This window comes from Mesorhizobium sp. (assembly GCF_004963255.1).
GTDB lineage: Bacteria > Pseudomonadota > Alphaproteobacteria > Rhizobiales > Rhizobiaceae > Mesorhizobium.
Map to the genome: position 1 here is coordinate 55586 of NZ_SUGA01000003.1, position 16112 is coordinate 71697.

A 16112-nucleotide genomic window follows, 5' to 3' on the forward strand; every position below is an offset into this window, starting at 1 on the left:
GCCCAACGCAGAGACATGCGCCGCGGTCATTGTGATGATGAAAAGTGGCCCTGCAAACGCCAAGGCGGAGGCTCAGAGCCTTGCCACAGTCACAGCGGCAAGCGGTACGCCTCGATGGCGGAAGCGCCAAAAATCTGCGACCATTCCTCGCCCGTCAGCCCGGAGAGGCAATCGTCGAGGGCGCGCTTGACCGATTGATAGTCGGCGGCGACCAGGCAGACCGGCCAGTCCGAGCCGAACAGGCATCGCGACGGCCCGAAGATCGAAAGCACCGCGTCGACATAGGGCTGCAGGTCCTGGCTTTTCCAGTGCCGCCAGTCGGCCTCCGTGACCATCCCGGACAGCTTGCACCAGACGTGGTCGCGATGCGCCTTGAAACCTTGCATCAATCCGGCCCATGGCTCCATCGCATGCTGCGCAATGCGCGGCTTTGCGATGTGGTCGACGATGAAACGCAGATTCGGATGCCGCCCGACCGCCTCCAGGGCCGCGGGAATCTGCGGCTCCTTCAACAGCAGGTCATAGGCCAGCCCGGCCTCGGCGACCGCAGCCAGCCCGCGCTGGACGTCCGCGCGCAGCAGCCAGTTCGGATTCGCCTCGTTATGGACGAGGTGACGGATGCCGACCAGATAGCGGCCATCCGGCCGCGCCTTCAGCTCGGACAAGGTGGCCGCCACCTCGGGGTCGGTGAGGTCGACCCATCCGACGACGCCGGCGACGAAGTCGGTCCGGCTGGCCGTCTCCAGGAATGCGCGTGTCTCGTCGAGCGAATGCCATGCCTGGACCAGGATGGTCCGGTCCACGCCGGCCGCGGCAAGCGCCGGCCTGAGGTCGTCGGGCGAGAACACCCGGCGGATGGCGGCATAGTCTTCCGTCATCCAGCCGCAGGATCCGTCCGCCGGGTCCCAGAAATGCTGATGGCCGTCGATCACCAGGGGATTGCCGGTGCCCATGGCGCTCACCAGCGCTGGTGGACAGAGGCCTTGATGCGCCGCTCATAGATGTCGGCGATGCGCTCCATCACTTGCGGCGACAGCGCCGGCAGGTCGGACGCGGCGGCATTTTCCTGCGCCTGCCGGACGGACTTGGCGCCCGGAATGGTCACCGTCACCGCCGGGTTCATCAGGATCCAGCGCAGCGCCCATTGCGCCATTGTCGCGCCTGGCGGCAGCAGCGGCCGCAATTCCTCGACCGCCTGCAGGCCTTCCTGATAGTCCACGCCGGAGAATGTCTCGCCGACGTCGAAGGCCTCGCCCTGCCGGTTGTAGTTGCGGTGGTCCTTGGCACTGAAACTGGAATCGCTCTTGAACTTGCCGGACAAGAGCCCGCTGGCCAGTGGCACCCTGACGATGATGGCGACATCCTTCTGGCGCGCCATGTCGAAGAACAGCTCCGCGGGTCGCTGCCGGAACATGTTGTAGATGATCTGGACGCTGACGACACCGGGATATTGCAGTGCCTTGATGCCTTCCTCGACCTTCTCGACGCTGACGCCGTAGTGACGGATCTTGCCCTCCTCGACCAGCCTGTCCAGCGCCTCGAACGTCTCGGGCTGGTAGAAGACCTCCGTCATCGGACAGTGGAGCTGGACCAGGTCGAGCACGTCGACCTCGAGATAGCGCAGGCTGCGCTCGACGAAGCTGGTCAGGTTCTGGCGATTGTAGCCGGAAGCGACATGCGGGTTTAGCCGCTTGCCGGCTTTGGTGGCGACCATCGGCCTCGCGCCGCCCCGCCTCTTCAGCGTCTTCGCGATCAGTTTTTCCGCCCGGCCGTCGCCATAGACATCGGCCGTGTCGATCATCGTCACGCCTGAATCGAGCGCGGCGTTGAGCGCCGCGATAGCGTCCTTCTCCTCGACGTCGCCCCAGTCGGCACCGATCGCCCAACTGCCGAAGCCGATTTCCGACACTTGCCAGCCGGTGCGGCCAAATCGCCTTTGATGCATAGAAACTTACTCCTCAAAGCCAACGTCGTCTTGACGGGTCGTGCCCGCAGGAATATCAGACCGGATAGTTGTATGACAACCCTGTAAGCATGCAAAGGTGATGACGAAAAGCGGCGGTCTTGAATCTACCGGCAGGCTGGAGGGCAACAGGATATTCCTGGCATCGGCGCGCGTCGGCGATCGATGTCAACCCGACTTGGACCGTCAAGCCGCCGCCGCCGCCGATCGATACAAGCCACGAACCGGTCGAGCGGCCTTGCCCGATTTACTTCCCAGCGCTGTCGCGCAGCTGCTCGAAGCGCTTGTAGGAACGGGAAAGATGCAGCCGCATCGCGCGCTGCGCCGCCTTGGCGTCGCGGGCCGCTATGGCGTCGTGGATCGCCCGATGCTCGCGCCGCGTGCGCTCGAAATGCCGCTCGCGCTCGTCGGGCTCCAGGCGATCGAACTGCGTCCATTGGCGCGGGATCATCGCGGTGCCGAACGTGTCGAAAAGCCGGCTGAAATAGGCGTTGTGCGAGGCGAGCGAAATCGCCCGATGGAAAGCCGCATCCTCGGTCGCGGCGAGACCGGTTTCGGCGATCGCGCGGTCGATGGCGTCGAGCTGCCTGGCCATGAGCGCAAGGTCCTTGGCGGTCCGGCGCGTGGCTGCCAGCGCCGCCGCCTCTCCCTCGACGCCCATGCGCAGCTCAAGCACCGCCAGGATCTCGTCGATCGATTCGACATCCGTCGGCACGATCGAAAAGGTTTTCGGCGGCGGCTCCTGGGCCACGAAGGCGCCGAGGCCCTGCCGCGTCGTGATCAGCCCGCGCGCGCGCAGCGAAGCCAACGCCTCGCGAACCACGGTCCGGCTCACGCCTGTGGCGTTGACGATCTCCTGCTCGGTGGGCAGCCGCTGTCCCGGCGCAAGATCGCCAGCCTCGATCTGCGCGGCAAACTTGTCGACCAGCTCGCCCCTGAGGTTGGGGGACTGGCGAATGGCGCCGAACATTGCTTGCTCGCGATCCGTCATCGGAAAACCGGCCCGTTAAATCGATTCTTACGCCAAGGATCGCACCGCTTGGTTGCAACGGCAATCTTTCGTTTGTTTGAGCCCAACAGCAAGGAAGGACCAACATGAAGCAGCAAATCGGCTTTATCGGACTGGGCGCGATGGGTTCGGGCATGGCGGCCAACCTTCTGGCCAAGGGCTGGCCGCTGACGGTGTGGGCGCACCGCAACCAGGAGGCGGCGCTGAAGCTTGTCAGCGCTGGCGCCCGCCAGTCGGCGACGCCGCGCGCGCTCGCCGAAGGCTGCGACATCGTTGTCCTCTGCGTCACCGGCTCGCCGCAGGTGGAAGCGGTCGTAAAGGGTCCGGAGGGGCTTACGGCTGCCGACAAACCGCTGCTCATCATCGACTGCTCTACCTCCAACCCGTCCTCGACGATCGCTCTCGCCGCCGAACTTGCAGCTCAAGGCGTGACGCTGATCGACGCGCCGCTTGCGCGCACGCCCAAGGAAGCCGCCGAGGGCAAGCTCGACGTCATGGTCGGCGGGGCGGCGGAAGCGGTCGCCCGCGCGCGGCCAGTGCTCGAAGCCTTCGCCGCGCGCATCGTCCACACCGGCCCGACGGGCAGCGGCCACACCATGAAGCTGCTCAACAATTTCGTCTCGATGGGCTATTCCGCGATCTATTCCGAGGCGCTGACGCTCGGCGCCAAGGCCGGGTTGACGCCGCAGGTCTTCAACAGCGTCATCTCCGGCAGTCGCATGGACTGCGGCTTCTACCAGGCCTTCTTCGACTTCGTGCTGAACCGCAACGAAAACGCCCAGCGCTTTGCCATCGCCAATGCGCTGAAGGACATGACCTACCTCGCCTCCTTCGCCCAGGCCGCCGGCATCGCCAACCCGGTCGGCGCCGTAGTCCGCAACGGTTTTGCCACGGCGGTGGCCACGGGGCACGGGGAAAAATTCGTGCCGGCGCTGTCGGATATCGTCGCCGGGTTGAACGGGGTGTCGCTGGTTGAGCCGGCGGCTGAGTGAAATCGCACAGGGCGCTTCTCTCCGTTTTGGCTGGCGCTGACCGGGCGGGCTGAGCCGCTGCCTACCCGGCCGCCTGCCCGCGCACTGCCTTCCGCAGCCGCGAATGCCGCGCCGGCGACGCTGGCTTCGCCGAGGCCTCGCCTCCCGGCAGTCCAACGCGTGAGGCGGCGCCCGCGAGATGCCGCGTCATGGCAGCGCTCGCGCCCTTTGCGTCGCCGGCCTTGATCGCCGCCAGGATGCGTTCGTGCTCGCCCAGTGTCGTGCGCGCCATGTCGTCCGACTTCTGCTGGTTTCCGGCGGCCAGGATGCTTTCGCGCACCCGCTCCGAGACGAAGACGAGAAACTGGCCCATATAGGGGTTCTGGGTCGCTTCTGCGACGGCGCGGTGGAAACCGAGATCGTTCTTCAGCCAGGCGACGCTGCCATAGGGAGCCGTGCGCATCCCATCGAGCGCCTGCTCCATCGCCGCGATATCCGCATCGGAGCGGCGGGTCGCGGCCAGCGCGGCGATCTGCACTTCCAGCATGCCGCGCAGCTCGAAAAGATTGCGGAAGGAATCCGCGCGCTGCAACGTCTCATAGTCGATCGTCAGCACCGTGGCGTTGGTGGCGTCGGCGACGAAGGCGCCCCTGCCCTGCTGCGACCAGATGCGGCCTTCCGAGCGCAGCCTCGCGATCGCTTCGCGCACCACGTTGCGGCTGACCCCGAATGTGGTCGCCAGCGCCTGTTCGGTCGGAAGCTGATCGCCGGGCTTCAGCCGCCCCTGCGCGATCTCGCGCGAGATGGAACTCGCCACCAGGGTGGAGAGATGCGGACCGCGATTGACTTTGTCGAGCTTCAGCGTCATCGCTCACCTATAGTCGAGCGCGGATGCGGACGCCAGAATGCGGCCGTTGCTCAATATATGGCGCGGATCGATCGCGTCCTTGATGCCTGCCGCGAGATCGAGCGTCACTGGATCGATGCGGTCGAGAAAGGCCCGCTGCTTGACCCGGCCGATGCCGTGCTCGGCGCTGATCGAGCCGCCATAGCGGTCGACCACGGCGAAAATCTCCGCTTCCCCCTCCTCGAACAGATGCTCGATCGCCTCGGCCCCCATGCCCTCCGGCGGCACGACGTTGAGATGGATGTTGCCGTCGCCGACATGGCCGTAGGTGACGGGCAGCGCGTCGGGTCTCGCCCGCCCCAATTCGAACAGTGCATCGGTTACGAAATCGGCAAGCTTCGAGATCGGCACGGAGACGTCGGTGCGCAGATAGCGGCCGCCCCGCCCCTGCCGCTCGACCATGATCTCGCGGTAGAGCCACAGGCGCTCGCCCTGCGCCCGGGTCGATGCCACGATGCCGTCCTCGACGAGATCCTCGACGCCCGCGAGAAAACTCAGCAGCATATCCTTGAGGTCGATCAGTCCTCCGGACGAAACCTCGATCAGCACATAGGCGGGGTAAGGCTTGCCGAGCGGCTCGTGGAAATCCTTGCCCTCGCGCATGGTGATCTCGATGCCGCCGCGCAGGATCAGCTCGAAGGCGGTGAGCAGGTCGCTGCAGCCGCGCCGCGCTCGCGCATAGAGCGCCATCGCGTCCTCGACCGACCGCAAGCCGACGAGCGCCGTTTCGATCTGCGTCGGCCTGGGGAAGAGCTTCAGCGCAGCGGCGGTGACGATGCCGAGCGTGCCTTCCGAACCGATGAAGACCTGCTTCAGATCATAGCCGCGATTGTCCTTGCGCAGCACCTTCAGTCCGTTCCAGATCCGGCCGTCGGCCAGCACAACTTCGAGGCCGAGCACAAGGTCGCGCGTCATGCCGTAACGCAGCACGTTGAAGCCGCCGGCATTGGTGGCGACATTGCCGCCGACGCGGCAGCTGCCCTGCGCCCCGAAGGTGATCGGCAGGATGCAGTCGCTCTCCTCGGCAGCGCGCTTGGCATCCTCGAGGATGCAGCCGGCCTCGACCACCATGGCGAAGTCGATCGGGCTGATCGAGCGGATCCTGTTCATGCGCTCCAACGAGACGACGACCTCGTTGCCATCAGCCGCCACCGCCGCTCCGACAAGGCCGGTCAGCCCGCCCTGCGGCACGACGGGGATGCGCTCGGCATGGCAGTGCCTCATCAGCGCCGACGTCTCTTCCACCGAGCTGGGCCGCGCCACCGCCAGCGGGCGGCCGAAATGGTCGCCCGACCAGTCGCGGCTGTAGCGGACAAGGTCCTCTGCCTCGGTCAGTAGCCCGCCATCCGACAGCACGCCGGTGAGGGCGGCGATCAGCGATGCGGAATTGGGCTGCACGGCATTCATGAACTGAACCTGGACCCTTCCGGAAAACGACTGGACAACCACCAATCTTGTCGTGTTATCATACAACCCTGATTTAGAACATCAAGCGACGCCGTGCTTCCCGAAGCCGTTTGATGTAGATGGTCAGACCGGCAAATCACTGAATTCGGAGGACTTTCCCAATGAGCGACGCCCCCGGCTTTCGCTATATGCACACCATGATCAGGGTGCTCGACCTCGACAAGTCGATCGCCTTCTACACCGAAGTGCTCGGCATGACCTTGCTGCGCCGCGAGGATTATCCCGGCGGCAAGTTCACCAATGCCTTTGTCGGCTACGGGCCGGAGGACAAGGAAGCGGTCGTCGAGCTGACGCTGAACTGGGGCCGCGAGGAACCCTATGAGATCGGCACCGGCTTCGGCCATCTGGCGCTCGGCGTCAACGACATCTACGCCGTTTGCGCCGAGCTGGAAAAACGCGGCGCCAAGATCCCGCGCAAGCCCGGGCCGATGCAGCACGGCACCACCCACATCGCCTTCGTCGAGGATCCGGACGGCTACAAGATCGAGCTGATCGGCCTGGACACAATGCAGTAAATTCAGCCCGGACCGCACCGGCCTCGCGCCGATGCGGTCCCTTTCCGTCCGCGCTTGCTTGGGAGGCGGTGCGGATCGGTACGTCACTTGATGACCGCGATCTTGCTGCGGTCGATAGTGATGGCGACGGCGGCGATCAGGACCGCGCCGAACACCATGTTCTCCAGGAAGATATTGACGCCGACGAAGGTCATGCCGATGCGCACGATCGAGATGATCAGCGCGCCGACCGCGGTGCGCGCGACGCCACCCAGCCCGCCGGTGATCGCAGTGCCGCCGACAATGACGGCGGCGATGGCCGGCAGCAGCAGCTGGTTGGCGAGCACCGGAGAGCCGCTAGACAGCCTGGCCGCCAGCACGACGCCGGCGACGGCCGCCAGCATCCCCGACGCCGCGAAGGCGATGATCTTGGTGCGGTCGACATTGATGCCCGCGGCCCAGGCCGCCGGTTCGCCGGCACCGACCGCGATCGCCTGGCGGCCGAAGCGCGTATAGCGCAGCACCAGGAAACTCGCGATGCCGATCAGCGCTGAAATCAGCACCACCATCGGCAGGCCGAAAATCGTGGCGTTGATCCAGGCGGTCTTTTCGCGGCCTGCTTCCTCGATGGTGATGGCGCGGCCGTTGGAAACCCAGAGCGCCAGCCCGGTGACCACGCCGCCGGTGGCCAAGGTCGCGACGAAGGACGGCACGCGTAGCTTGACATGCACGATGCCGCTCAGCAGCCCAAAGGCGAGGCCGGACAGGATCGCCACCGGAAAGGCGGCGAAGCCGAGCGAGGGCAGCAATTGCGCCAGCATCACGCTCGCCAGCGATGCCACCGCCTGGATCGACAGGTCGATGCCGCCGAGCAGGATGGCGAAGGTGACGCCGGTGGCCAGAATGAACAGCACGGCGGTGTTGGCGAAGAGCAGCGCCAGCGTCTCGCCGGTCAGGAAGCCGGGCGCGGCGATCTCGATGATCAGCAGCAAGGCGACGAGCAGGACCAGCGGTATGGCGCCTTGCGTCCACTTGCCTTCGAAGACCTGCCTGATGGAAAAAACCTCGTTCATCGGCTCACACCATCGCTCGCAAGAGGTCTACCTGCTTGGGTTTGTTGCCGGGGCTCGCATTGAAGCGCGCGGTGATCTCGCCGTCGCGCATCACCAGCACCTGGTGCGACAGGCCGATCGTCTCTTCCAGCGTGTCGGAGATCAGAAGGATCGCCACGCCCTGCTCGGAGAGATCGCGCACCAGCTCGTAGACTTCCTCCTTGGCGCCGACATCGAGGCCGCGCGTCGGATGATCAAGCACCAGGATGCGCGAGCCGGCCGTCATCCAGCGCGCCAGCACCACCTTCTGCTGGTTGCCGCCGCTGAGCTTGCGGCAGGCGGCGTCCGGTCCGGGCGCCTTGATGCTGAGCCGCTTGATCCAGTCGGCGGCAAGCCGCCGCTCCTTCGCGTAGTCGATGGCGCCGTTGCGCATGACGCTCGAGAGGTCCGCCAGCGAAATGTTCTCGGCGATCGACAGGAACATCACCAGCCCTTCCAGCCTGCGCTCGCGTGGCACATAGCCGATACCCCTGCGCACCGCCGGTTCCGGCGAGCCGAAGCGCACCGGCTCGCCGGCGATCTTCATCTCGCCGGCGTCATGCGGCAGGAATCCGCCGATGGTGCGGGTCACCTCTTCGCGGCCGGAGCCGACGACGCCGGCGATGCCCACGATCTCGCCGGCGCGGATCGAAAGATCGACCCCGTGATAGAAGCCGTTAGCGCCCAGGCCCTTGGCCTCGACCATGATCTTGTCGCCCGGCGGCTGTTGGCGCGCCTCGCGGTAATATTCGGCCTGCAGCCCGCGCCCGACCATGATCTCGTGCAGCTCCGGCGCGGTGACTTGCGTGGCGCGGTGCTCAGCCACGACCGCGCCGTCCTTCATCGTGTAGACGCGGTCGGAGATCGCCAGCACTTCGTCGAGGCGGTGCGAAACAAAGACGAAGCTGGCGCGGGACTTCAGCGAGCGCACCCGCGCGAACAGAACCTCGATATCGGCGGCGTTGAGCACCGAGGTCGGCTCGTCGAGCAGGATAAGCAATGGACGCTCGACCATCTCCTCCAGCGTCAGCGCCTTGGCGAGCTCGACCATCTGGCGCGCTGCGAAGGTCAGCTCGGAGGTGCGCGCGGTGACGTCGATGTCGACGCCGATCTTGGCGAGCTGCCGTCGCGCTGCGGCGTTCATGGCACGCCAATTGACGAGACCGAAGCGGGTGAAGCGGTCTTCCTCGCCCAGGTAGATGTTTTCGGCGACGGTCAGGTTGAGAACCAGCGACTGCTCCTGGAACACCATGCCGATGCCGTGCCTGGCCGCGTCGCGGGCGTTGCGCAGCTTGAGCTGTTCGCCGTCAAGGGTAATCGTGCCGCCATCCGGCCGGTAGCCGCCGGCTAGCAGCCGCATCAGCGTGGACTTGCCGGCGCCGTTCTCGCCGATCAGCCCCACCACTTCGTTTGGCCGCACCTCTATGGAGACGTCGCGCAACGCCTGGACGCCGGGGAAATTCTTGATGATGTTCGACGCCTGCAGCATGGCGGTCACTTCACGATCTTGAGGCGAACGCGGTCGAGCGACAGCGCCACCGCGGCGATGATCATCAGGCCCTGCACAGTCTGCTGGATATAAGGCGAGATGCCCAGCAGGATCATGCCGTTGGCGAGGACGGTGACAATCAGCACGCCGATCAGCGTATTGACGACACCTCCCTCGCCGCCGGTCAGCGCCGTGCCGCCGACGACCACGGCCGTGACCGCCGCAAACAGCCTGCCGTCGCCGATGACGGCATGCGACTGGCCGAGCTGGGCCGCGGCGAGCACGCCTGCAATGCCGAAGAAGAAACCCGCCAGCGCGAAGGCCGCGATGCGCACGCGCGTGACGTTGACGCCAGAGAGCTTGGTCACGTCCTCGTCGCCGCCGATGGCCAATATGTGGCGGCCGAGCCGGGTGTGATACTGGATGATCGCGGCGAGCACGAAGGCCCCGACCGCGACCCAAACCGCCAGCGGCAGTCCGAGGAAACGATGCAAGGCGAGGTCGCGGATCGAAGCGTCATTGAGGCGGATGGCCGAGCCGCCCAGCATGTAGACCGACAGGCCGAGCCCGATGAACCACATGCCGAGCGTCGCCATGAAGGATGGGATGCGCAGCATCGTCTGCACGAGGCCGCTGATCAGCCCCATGATCGTGCCCGCGGCGACCGCCGCCAGCACCGCCCACCAGCCATAGTCGTTGCCGTTGCTGTCATTGGCGGCCAGCAGCACCACCACCATCGCCGCCACGGACAGCGTGCCCTCGACCGAAAGATCGATACTGCCCATCAGGATGATGAAGGTCAGCCCCATCGCCAGTGTCAGCGGGACCGCGGCGGAGTTCGCGAGCCGCACCAGATTGCGCAGCTCGATGAAATTGGGATTGGCGATGGTGATCAGAATGCACAGCACGACCAGCACCGCCAGCGGCGCGAGCCTGCGCCAGCGCCTGCCGCCGAGCATGCTGGCGATGCGGCCGGAGAGGAATGTCATAAGCGTCGTCCGCTCGATGTCCGAAACGGACTTCAGGGGTTCTGTCTGGATTGTCAAGAAACCGCTTCCCGTCTGCTGGTGACAGGCGTCGTGGCCACGGGCGCAAGACGCCGGCAAGAAAGAGCGGGCGGCCGCCAGGGAGAAGCCGGCCCGCCCCAACGGGTCAGGCGCGGATCGCTCCGGTCACCCGGCCCCACAGATCGTTCCAGTCAATCTCGGGCTTCGACTCGACATTGGTCTTGTAATATTCCTCGACATTGTCGTGCGAGATCAGCACCGCCTTGCCGTAGAATTCGCGGTGCTCCGGCGGCTCCTTGGCCGGGTCGAACTTGCCGATCTTGGCGTTGTAGCCGATCGCAAGCCCCATGCCGCCCTGCCAGAACGGATCCGAGGTGACCGTGCAGGCGAACTCGCCTGTGCGCACCGCGTCGACTGCCGTCTTGATGCCGTCGACACCGACGATCGGCACCTTGCCGGCGAGGTTCTCGGCGCGCAGCGCTTCGAGCGCGCCGGAGCCCATGTCGTCATTGGCGGCCCAGATGCCCTTGATGTCGTCGCCGAAGCGGGTCAGCAGATTGCCCATCAGGTCGAAGGCCTCGGTGGATTTCCAGTTTGCGACCTGGAAGTCGAGCAGCTTGATGTCGGGATTGGCGGCAAGCGCCGCATCGAGGCCCTTCTTCCGCTCGATCGCGGCCGTGGTCGAGATCAGGCCGCCGAGCGCGACGATGCCGCCCTTGCCGCCCATCGTCTTGAACAGGATCTCGGCGATGGTCTTGCCGCTGGCGATGCCGTCGAACTCGATATGCGAGACATAGTTCGGGTTGAAGTCCTTTGGGTGCAGGTCCGCCGGCTTGTTCCACTGCGTCACCACATAGGCGCCGGCCTTGGCGCAGGCTTCGACGATCGGGCGCGCGTCGGGCGTGTCGTTGGGGTCGGAATTGAGCACCATGTTGCCGTTGGTCTTGGCCAGCATCGCCTTGATGTCGGCGATGCCCTTCTCGCTGTTTCCTTCCGAAACCAGCGTGACATGCTCCAGCCCGGCCCATTTGGCATAGGCCTCGGCGCCGGTCTTCCACACCGCGTGATAGGGATTGGACAACGAGCGGATCGACGTCACCAGCGTCGGCTTGTCGGCCGCGCGCAATATGTTCGGCATCGCCAGCGTCACCGCGCCGGCGGCGGCGCCCAGCATCAGCGTCCGGCGGCTGACCCTGCCGGAAAAAACAAGACCATTGCTGTCCTTCATTTCGAACCTCCCGATTGAATTTATTTGCCGCCCGGCGCTTGCGCAGGGCGCGCGGCCGGGTCCTCCAGCGAGGGTCGTCAATCTCCTCTACTTGTATGACAACCCTTCAACACTGCAACCATACTCTTTCTCTTGACGCGGCACAAGCGACTTGAGATCGTCGCGCGCATGAAGAGCGAGGCACTGACTTCGCCTCGGCAAGGGAGCGAGAATGGCGGATTATATCATCGTTGGCGGCGGCTCGGCCGGCTGCGTTCTTGCCGCCAGGCTGAGCGAGGATCCAGGCCTGTCGGTCGTCCTGCTCGAGGCCGGTCCGCCCGACACGGACCGCTACATCCATATGCCCGTCGGCTTCTTCAAGATGACGTCGGGACCGCTGATCTGGGGCTATGACGCCGCGCCCGGCAAGGAGATCGACGGCCGCGTCATGGTCTACCCGCAGGCACGGGTGCTGGGCGGCGGCTCGTCCATTAATGCCCAGGTGTTCACGCGAGGCTGCCCGCAGGACTATGACGGCTGGGCGGCCGACTTCGGCTGTACCGGATGGGGCTATGCCGATGTGCTGCCCTATTTCGTCCGGTCCGAGGGCAACGACACCTTCGCCGGCCGTGAGCACGGCATCGACGGTCCGCTCGGCGTTTCCAGCGGCGCACCGCACCCGCTGACTCGGATCTTCGTCAAGGCGGCGCAGCAGGCCGGCCTGCCCTTCCGCGCCGACTTCAATGCCGGCGAGCAGGAAGGCGCCGGCTTTTACCAGACCACGACGCGCAACGGCAGGCGCTCGAGCACGGCGGTCGCCTATCTGAAACCCGCGCTCGGCCGCGGGAATCTGACACTGCGCACCGACGCCACGGCCAGCCGCGTCGTTGTCGAGAACGGCCGCGCCATTGGCGTCGAGATCATCGCCAACGGCCGCACCGAGCTCATGCGCGCCGAACGCGAGGTGATCGTGACCGCGGGCGCCATCGGCTCGCCGAAACTCCTGATGCTGTCCGGCATCGGCCCGGCCGCGCATCTCGGCCAGCACGGCATCAAGGTGGTTCACGATCTGGAAAACGTCGGCCAGAACCTGCACGACCATATGGACGTCGACGTTGTCGCCGAACTCAATGGGCCGCACGGCATCGACCGCTATAAGAAGAAGCGCTGGCAGGCCGTTGCCGGTCTCGAATACGCGCTGTTCGGCAAAGGACCGGTTGCCTCCAACATCGTCGAGGCCGGCGGTTTCTGGTGGGGCGACCGCGCCGAGAAGACGCCCGACATCCAGTTCCACTTCCTGCCCGGCGCCGGCGTCGAGGAAGGCATCGGCTCGGTTCCCGGCGGCAACGGCTGCACGCTGAACTCCTACCATGTTCGGCCGCGCTCGCGCGGCAGCGTGGCACTGCGCTCGGCGGATTTGCGCGATGCGCCGGTCATCGATCCCAATCCCTTTGCCGAGCGCTACGACCTCGAGCGCGCCATCGACGGCATCGAGATCAGCCGCGAGATCCTCTCGCAGCCGGCCTTTGCCAAATACATCAGCCGCGAACACCTGCCGGGTGCGGGATGCCAAGGCCGCGCGGCGCTCGAAGCCTTTGCCCGTGAGCATGGCCGCAGCGCCTACCATCCGGTCGGCACCTGCCGCATGGGCGGCGATGCGGGCAGCGTCGTCGATCCGGAGCTGCGTGTGCGCGGGCTGCAAGGCTTGCGCGTCTGCGACAGCTCGGTCATGCCGCGGATCGTGTCGTCGAACACCAACGCAGCGGTGATCATGATCGCCGAGAAGGCGGCGGATATGATCATCGGCAAGACACCGGCGGCATAGCTCACTCGTTCTCGAACATCTCGCGTGGCGGAAAATCCGCGCGGCTGTAGTCGACGACGATGAACTTGCCGCCCTGGTAGCGCTCGACCACCGGGTTGTCGGTCACCTTGCCGCGCACACGCTCGGCCTGGCCGTCGGAACTGTCCTGCGGCGTCCAGCCGAGCTTCTTGCGGGCATCCTTTCGCCAGAAGCCGCGGCTGTTGTTGGACTGGCCCCAGATCACGGAACAATCGACGCGCTCCGCTTCAGCGCAACGTGCGATCAGCCGCACGAAATCGTCGTGCGATATCCAGGTCGAGAGAATGCGCTCGTCGGGCACTTCCGGCAGCACGGAACCGATGCGGATCAGTACGCTCTCCACCGCATGCTTGTCGAAATAGAGCCGCGCCAGCATCTCGCCATAGGCCTTCGACAGGCCGTAATAGCCGTCCGGCCTGAGCAGGCAATCCTGGTCAAGAATCTCGGTCCGCTCGTAGAGGCCGACCGCATGCACCGAGGACGGGAACACGACGCGCGCTTTCTCCCGGCGCGCCGCCTCGTAGATGTGGTAGGCGCCGCGGATGTTTGGGCCGAGCACGGTCTCGAAGGGTTGCTCGGTGGAGATGCCGCCGAAATGCAGGATCAGGCCGCAGCCCTCGGCTAGTTCATCCACCGCCTTCTGGTCCTCGAGATCGGCCAGGGTGAAGCTTGCCCTGTCCGGCAACGGGATCGGCAAGGGCGCGACATCGGTGAGCCGCAACGTCCAGCCCAGTGAAGCCAGCCTGGCCGAGAGCAGCCTTCCGATCGTGCCGGATGCCCCGGTCAACAACACAGGTTTTGTGGAAGCCATCATGGCCTGCCCTTTCCCGGTCCCTACGCCGATACTTGCGCGCACCCGCGAAGGACCGCACAGATTGCCTTCGGCACGGCCGTTGAAAATCTCATCATATCACCAGACAAATTATGACTTGCCAGCAAATGCGGTTCGTTTATTGCTTGGCGACGATGAAACGTTCCTTTGGCCTTCCCCCGCAGATCAGCCGCACTGCGCAGGTTGCGGACTGGTTTGCGCGCGAAATACGAGCCGGTCACTTGACGAGCGGCGAAAAACTGCCGACCGAGCAGGAGCTGATTGCGCAATTCGGCGTGAGCCGCACGGTGATCCGCGAAGCCATGGCCTCGCTGCGCTCGGAAGGGCTTGTTGTCAGCCGCCAGGGGGCGGGCGTGTTCGTCGCCGATCATCAGGCCGCCACCACCTTCCGCATCATCTCCGACGAGCTCACCTCGCTGACCGAAGTGCAGAACGTGCTGCAGCTTCGGCTGGCGGTGGAACAGGAAGCCGCCGGCATCGCCGCCGAGAAGCGCAGCGACGACGATCTTGCCCGCATGCGCGACTGCCTCGATGCCATCGACGCCTCGATCGCGGCGGGCGAGAGCGCCATCGAGCCGGATTTCGCCTTCCACCGTGCGATCGCGTCCGCCACCGGCAACCCCTATTTCGAACGCTTCATGCATTTCCTCGGACCCGTCATCATTCCGCGCCAGCTGATGCGCCCGCGCGACGAAACGCCGGAGCAGCGGCGGCTGTATCTGGAGCAGGTCCAGACGGAGCACCGCCGCATCTACCAGGCCATCGAGCGGCAGAATGTAGAAGCCGCCCGCTTCACCTTGCGCGAGCATCTGGAAGCGGGCCGCGAGCGCTATCGCCGCATGGTCGACGGTCCGGCAAGCCGGTAACACAGGATCCATCAGACCTAAGCCATCTCGGCCACCGGCATCTTGCAGACCTGCATAAGGGCGGCGAGCTGGCGTTCCTCATCCGCTGTCAGGTCGAGCAGCGGCGAGCGGACCGGTCCGCAGTCGATGCCGGCAATGCGCGCGCCCGCCTTGACGATCGACACTGCATAACCGGCGCGCCGGTTGCGGATGGCGAGATAGGGCAGAAAGAACGAGCGGATGAGATCGTCGACCTCGGCCTTGCGGCCTGCCCGCAAGGCGTTGAAGAAACGCAGCGCGACCTCGGGCGCGAAATTGTAGATGGCCGACGAATAGGTCGTCATGCCGATCGCCGCCGCGGCGCTGGCATGGACCTCGGCCGTCGGCATGCCTCCGATGAAGACCAGCCGGTCGCCCATGCGATAGCGCGTGGCGGTGAGCAGCTCGATGTCGCCGACGCCGTCCTTGAAGCCGATCAAGTTAGGGCAATCCTGCGCCACGCGCTCGAGCGTCTCGGGCGTCAGAATGGCATTGTCGCGGTTGTAGGCGATCACGCCGATGCCGATCGCGCGGCAGATGGTGGTGAGATGGCGGCGCAGGCCCTCCTGCTCGGACTTGACCAGATAGGGCGGCAGCACCAGCAGGCCATCGGCGCCATTGGCCTCGGCCGCCTTGGCGAACTCCACCGCCATATGCGTGCCATAGCCGACGCCGGCGAGCAGCGGCAGGGTCTTGGGCACTTCGTGCGAGGCCGAGCGCACGACGCGTTTGTACTCCTCGAGCGTCAGCGAAAAGAACTCGCCGGTGCCGCCGGCGGCAAAAAGCCCGCTCGCTCCGGCGGCGCCCTGAGCGGCGACATGGGCGCGATAGCCGTCTTCGTTGAAGGCGCCGTTCCGGTCGAAGAAAGTCAGCGGAAAGGACAGCAGTCCGCGGCCAAGGGATTTCATCAGTTCGGTCGGAGAGAAGGTCAAAGGGTGTGCTCCATGC

At 65.6% G+C, this 16112-nt stretch carries 14 protein-coding genes and 1 pseudogene; 4 read left to right on the forward strand and 11 right to left on the reverse strand.

Features of this window, described 5'->3' with window-relative positions; translation table 11 throughout:
• Positions 1–89: 89 nt before the first annotated feature.
• The 3 genes from E5X34_RS04990 to E5X34_RS05000 form a co-directional block, all read right to left on the reverse strand.
• Positions 90–953 carry an amidohydrolase family protein gene (locus tag E5X34_RS04990; RefSeq protein ID WP_292561839.1) on the reverse strand — a complete coding sequence of 288 codons (864 nt, stop codon included), beginning with the start codon at positions 951–953 and terminating at the stop codon, positions 90–92.
• A gap of 5 nt (positions 954–958) precedes the next feature.
• On the reverse strand, positions 959–1945 hold the full coding sequence (locus E5X34_RS04995; protein ID WP_292561842.1) for an aldo/keto reductase: 987 nt from the start codon (positions 1943–1945) through the stop codon (positions 959–961).
• Positions 1946–2210: 265 nt separating this feature from the next.
• A complete protein-coding gene (locus E5X34_RS05000) occupies positions 2211–2954 on the reverse strand; it encodes an FCD domain-containing protein (RefSeq protein WP_292561845.1) in 744 nt (247 codons plus the stop codon).
• 98 nt (positions 2955–3052) lie between these two features.
• Here E5X34_RS05000 and E5X34_RS05005 point away from each other — a divergent pair.
• A pseudogene (locus E5X34_RS05005) lies at positions 3053–3964 on the forward strand (NAD(P)-dependent oxidoreductase); the annotation flags it as partial.
• A gap of 61 nt (positions 3965–4025) precedes the next feature.
• Here the strand turns inward: E5X34_RS05005 and E5X34_RS05010 are convergent.
• Both E5X34_RS05010 and E5X34_RS05015 read right to left on the reverse strand, forming a co-directional pair.
• On the reverse strand, positions 4026–4811 hold the full coding sequence (locus tag E5X34_RS05010; RefSeq protein WP_292561848.1) for a FadR/GntR family transcriptional regulator: 786 nt from the start codon (positions 4809–4811) through the stop codon (positions 4026–4028).
• Positions 4812–4814: 3 nt separating this feature from the next.
• Positions 4815–6257, reverse strand: a complete 1443-nt coding sequence (locus E5X34_RS05015) for an FAD-binding oxidoreductase (protein ID WP_292561851.1) — start codon at positions 6255–6257, stop codon at positions 4815–4817.
• 161 nt (positions 6258–6418) lie between these two features.
• On the opposite strand from E5X34_RS05015, the gene gloA reads away from it, so the two are divergent.
• A complete protein-coding gene (gene gloA / locus E5X34_RS05020; RefSeq protein ID WP_095080570.1) occupies positions 6419–6832 on the forward strand; it encodes a lactoylglutathione lyase in 414 nt (137 codons plus the stop codon).
• An 83-nt stretch (positions 6833–6915) separates the two neighbouring features.
• Here gloA and E5X34_RS05025 read toward each other — a convergent pair whose 3' ends face one another.
• The 4 genes from E5X34_RS05025 to E5X34_RS05040 all read right to left on the reverse strand — a co-directional run bounded on the left by E5X34_RS05025 (position 6916) and on the right by E5X34_RS05040 (position 11626).
• Entirely contained in the window at positions 6916–7884 is a 969-nt protein-coding gene (locus E5X34_RS05025; RefSeq protein ID WP_292561853.1) for an ABC transporter permease, read from the reverse strand.
• A 4-nt stretch (positions 7885–7888) separates the two neighbouring features.
• A complete protein-coding gene (locus E5X34_RS05030; RefSeq protein WP_292562371.1) occupies positions 7889–9391 on the reverse strand; it encodes a sugar ABC transporter ATP-binding protein in 1503 nt (500 codons plus the stop codon).
• A gap of 5 nt (positions 9392–9396) precedes the next feature.
• Positions 9397–10437 (reverse strand): ABC transporter permease, encoded by a 1041-nt coding sequence (locus tag E5X34_RS05035; RefSeq protein WP_292561856.1) that lies wholly within the window; start codon positions 10435–10437, stop codon positions 9397–9399.
• A 106-nt stretch (positions 10438–10543) separates the two neighbouring features.
• Complete coding sequence (locus tag E5X34_RS05040) at positions 10544–11626, reverse strand: sugar ABC transporter substrate-binding protein (RefSeq protein WP_292561859.1); 1083 nt, start codon at positions 11624–11626, stop codon at positions 10544–10546.
• 211 nt (positions 11627–11837) lie between these two features.
• On the opposite strand from E5X34_RS05040, the gene E5X34_RS05045 reads away from it, so the two are divergent.
• A complete protein-coding gene (locus E5X34_RS05045) occupies positions 11838–13430 on the forward strand; it encodes a GMC family oxidoreductase N-terminal domain-containing protein (protein WP_292561862.1) in 1593 nt (530 codons plus the stop codon).
• A 1-nt stretch (position 13431) separates the two neighbouring features.
• On the opposite strand, the gene E5X34_RS05050 is transcribed toward E5X34_RS05045, so the two are convergent.
• Positions 13432–14262, reverse strand: coding sequence for an NAD(P)-dependent oxidoreductase (locus E5X34_RS05050; RefSeq protein ID WP_292561864.1), 831 nt, complete (start codon positions 14260–14262; stop codon positions 13432–13434).
• A gap of 152 nt (positions 14263–14414) precedes the next feature.
• Between E5X34_RS05050 and E5X34_RS05055 the strand changes: the two genes are divergently transcribed.
• Complete coding sequence (locus E5X34_RS05055) at positions 14415–15146, forward strand: FadR/GntR family transcriptional regulator (RefSeq protein WP_292561867.1); 732 nt, start codon at positions 14415–14417, stop codon at positions 15144–15146.
• A 17-nt stretch (positions 15147–15163) separates the two neighbouring features.
• On the opposite strand, the gene kdgD is transcribed toward E5X34_RS05055, so the two are convergent.
• Positions 15164–16096: a 5-dehydro-4-deoxyglucarate dehydratase gene (gene kdgD, locus E5X34_RS05060; RefSeq protein ID WP_292561870.1), complete on the reverse strand. Its 933-nt coding sequence runs from the start codon at positions 16094–16096 to the stop codon at positions 15164–15166.
• Positions 16097–16112 lie beyond the last annotated feature (16 nt).

Excerpts from the sequence above, each read along its gene's own strand:
- gloA (WP_095080570.1), top strand. The coding sequence starts at position 6,419 with ATGAGCGACGCCCCCGGCTTTCGCTATATGCACACCATGATCAGGGTG.
- E5X34_RS05025 (WP_292561853.1), bottom strand. The coding sequence starts at position 7,884 with ATGAACGAGGTTTTTTCCATCAGGCAGGTCTTCGAAGGCAAGTGGACG.
- E5X34_RS05045 (WP_292561862.1), top strand. The coding sequence starts at position 11,838 with ATGGCGGATTATATCATCGTTGGCGGCGGCTCGGCCGGCTGCGTTCTT.
- E5X34_RS04990 (WP_292561839.1), bottom strand. The coding sequence starts at position 953 with ATGGGCACCGGCAATCCCCTGGTGATCGACGGCCATCAGCATTTCTGG.
- E5X34_RS05030 (WP_292562371.1), bottom strand. The coding sequence starts at position 9,391 with ATGCTGCAGGCGTCGAACATCATCAAGAATTTCCCCGGCGTCCAGGCG.
- E5X34_RS05040 (WP_292561859.1), bottom strand. The coding sequence starts at position 11,626 with ATGAAGGACAGCAATGGTCTTGTTTTTTCCGGCAGGGTCAGCCGCCGG.
- E5X34_RS04995 (WP_292561842.1), bottom strand. The coding sequence starts at position 1,945 with ATGCATCAAAGGCGATTTGGCCGCACCGGCTGGCAAGTGTCGGAAATC.
- E5X34_RS05000 (WP_292561845.1), bottom strand. The coding sequence starts at position 2,954 with ATGACGGATCGCGAGCAAGCAATGTTCGGCGCCATTCGCCAGTCCCCC.
- E5X34_RS05055 (WP_292561867.1), top strand. The coding sequence starts at position 14,415 with ATGAAACGTTCCTTTGGCCTTCCCCCGCAGATCAGCCGCACTGCGCAG.
- E5X34_RS05015 (WP_292561851.1), bottom strand. The coding sequence starts at position 6,257 with ATGAATGCCGTGCAGCCCAATTCCGCATCGCTGATCGCCGCCCTCACC.
- E5X34_RS05010 (WP_292561848.1), bottom strand. The coding sequence starts at position 4,811 with ATGACGCTGAAGCTCGACAAAGTCAATCGCGGTCCGCATCTCTCCACC.
- E5X34_RS05050 (WP_292561864.1), bottom strand. The coding sequence starts at position 14,262 with ATGATGGCTTCCACAAAACCTGTGTTGTTGACCGGGGCATCCGGCACG.